Source organism: Cohnella boryungensis (genome assembly GCF_042651945.1).
Taxonomy (GTDB): domain Bacteria; phylum Bacillota; class Bacilli; order Paenibacillales; family Paenibacillaceae; genus Cohnella; species Cohnella boryungensis.
In genome coordinates, this window is sequence record NZ_JBHSED010000051.1 from 1 (window position 1) to 2,538 (window position 2,538).

2 protein-coding genes are annotated in these 2,538 nt (G+C 45.5%); both read right to left on the reverse strand.

Translation table 11 applies throughout. From position 1 onward, the window contains the following. Positions 1–1,212: 1,212 nt before the first annotated feature. The gene (locus ACFO1S_RS21615; RefSeq protein WP_204606407.1) at positions 1,213–1,842 is read right to left on the reverse strand and encodes a hypothetical protein; all 630 of its coding nucleotides are present in this window, start codon (positions 1,840–1,842) and stop codon (positions 1,213–1,215) included. Between the two features lie 31 nt (positions 1,843–1,873). Then, positions 1,874–2,538: PGAP1-like alpha/beta domain-containing protein (locus ACFO1S_RS21620; protein ID WP_378127550.1), on the reverse strand; the 665-nt coding region annotated here is incomplete at its 5' end.

Sequence of the window (2,538 nt, forward strand, 5' to 3'; positions counted from 1 at the left end):
ATTATACCAAAGGACAGTATAAATCTGGATGATTTTGTCGAATCTTCGAAGCATTACAAGTCAAGAACAGGGGGTGGGGGGAAGATCTTTAAATCAATTGATTAGCGCCGTAGGCGGAAGGTTTTAAGATCGTACCTGACGGTGACAACCAATGCCCTGAACCCGAACCAGATGGAAACAAACGGCTTGCCCGCTGTTGATTCACGAGCCGCAGGGCGGCTTACAGCCTTTCAAAGCGTTGGAGACAGGGATTCTATCCAACGGAAATGAAAGGCTGCAAGCCACTCCTGCGGAGGAATCAACTTGTGGGCAAGCCGTTTGCTCTAGCCATCAGGTTAGGGTTAGGTTCTTTATGCTGCTGCAAGGCTGGGGGTTAGGTTTTGCTGGCCCGGCGACAGCCGCGCCGTAGCCCAAACCTGATGGAAACAAACGGCTTGCCCGCTGTTGATTCATAGGCCGCAGGGCGGCTTACAGCTTTCCTAAAAGTTGGAGACAGTGATGCTGTCCAACGAAACGGAAAAGCTGCAAGCCACTTCGCGGGGGGAATCAACTTGTGGGCAAGCCGTTTTGCTCTGGCCATCAGGTTAGGGTTAGGTTCTTTATGTTGCCGCAAGGCTGGGGGTTAGATTTTAATAGCCGGGCGACAGCCGCGCCATGGCCCAAACCTGATGAAACAAAACGGCTTGCCCGCTGTTGATTCGTGAGCCGCAGGGCGGCTTACAGCCTTTCTAGACGTTGAGGACAGGGATTCTGTCCAACGAAAGAGAAAGGCTGCAAGCCACTCCTGCGGAGGGATCAACTAGTGGGCAAGCCGTTTGCTCTGGTCATCCGGTTAGGGTTAGGTTCTTTATGCTGCCGCAAGGCTGGGGTTAGGTTTTGCTGGCCCGGCGACAGCCGCGCCGAGCCCAAACCTGATGGAACAACCGGCTTGCCCGCTGTTGATTCGTTGGCCGCAGGGCGGCTTACAGCCTTTTTGGACGTTGGAGACAGAGATACTGTCCAACGATGGTGAAAGGCTGCAAGCCACTCCTGCGGGGGAATCAGCTTGTGGGTAAGCCGTTTGCTCTGGTCATCAGGTTAGGGATAGGTTCTTTATGCTGCCGCTAGGCGAACCATTATGTTTGTACATTCACTAATACGAGAACGGCGCAGTCGTATTACAAAGAAAAGACCGCATGGAGTGTGAACTGCATTGTGGTTTATACAAAATTATTACTGCTCGAGTCTAACCGATGTTCCTGTCTTGACGTCAATTTCAAATTTTTCTTCTGGTATGCCAAGTTCTTTTGTTGTATACAAAATATATCCCGATGAATTGTCCGTTGGCTCTAGCATGACCCAGTGATTTACCTTCTTTACCCCAAGTCCTACAATCTTTCTCGTCTGAATATCGACAGGAATGTGAGTTTCCGTTCCCGAGCCTGAATCTTTTAAGTACAGTCGAGCATGACTGTTCTTTTGGAATAAATTAATTAAGTCAATTCGGTATTCATATTTGTTGTCAGCAGTAACTTTTACTGTGTCGCTTTCAATCTTTTCGTTCGCCCAACCGTATTTGCTTACACTTTGGCTTAGTCCAACTGAGAGTGATATAGATACTACCAGTCCTATGAAAACCACAACGTACTGTCCTCCGCTCGTAGGAGTCCATCCTTTAATTATTAGGATAGTAAATAATCCAATTAACAAGAACGTGGGCACAGCAGCACTCCAAAATACGGTAGTTCCGATAATATCCATACCTCGTTGGAAATAAGCTGTTGAACCTAAAAGAAACCAAACAATCGATGAAGCACTAATTATTATTACTGCTATCAGCAGTAGCCGTAACCATATCTGCATATGCGCCCCCCCATTGAGATGTAGATTACTGTTACAATTTTAATATTGGCTCAATATACTTTTTCCAAATATCTATATTACTGTGCATACTTGAATGAGCTTGAATTTTAGTGCCTTTCTTCTCTGCATCTTTGGCACGTACGTTATCTGCACCTTTCATTTTACGTGAACCTGAAATCCCCAATATAATCTTCCACTTTGGGACTCCCAATTCTGTTTGAACAAAGTCCCTATTATTATACATATTAATATGTTGCCCGACCTCTGTTTTGAGTTTATATCCCCTGACTGGAGTTGCTATAGTTATTAAGGTTTCCACTTTCACGCCTTTCTCAGCCATCAAGTTAGTTAACATAATAGCCACATTCCCTCCGTGACTATGTCCCACTAATCTTATTGGCTCGTCAGGGTTTTCTAAATGCCATGCATACACCTGTTCTACAAAAGTATCAGCTGCATTAGAACGGGCATTATTGCTATCTTTACCCGTCCAATTTAATTTCTCACTTTCCTCGTTAAATAATTTCTCAGAATAATCCACAAAATCGTCGGTCCAAGTATTTCCGTCCGAGAAGGTACCATGAATAAGATACACTTTATGACCAGTTGGGTCGGTATAAATTAACGGATTGTTTTGAGCGTACGTATACAAATTCAACGTCAGCGGGTTATTCAGTTGGCCCTCATAGCTATCCT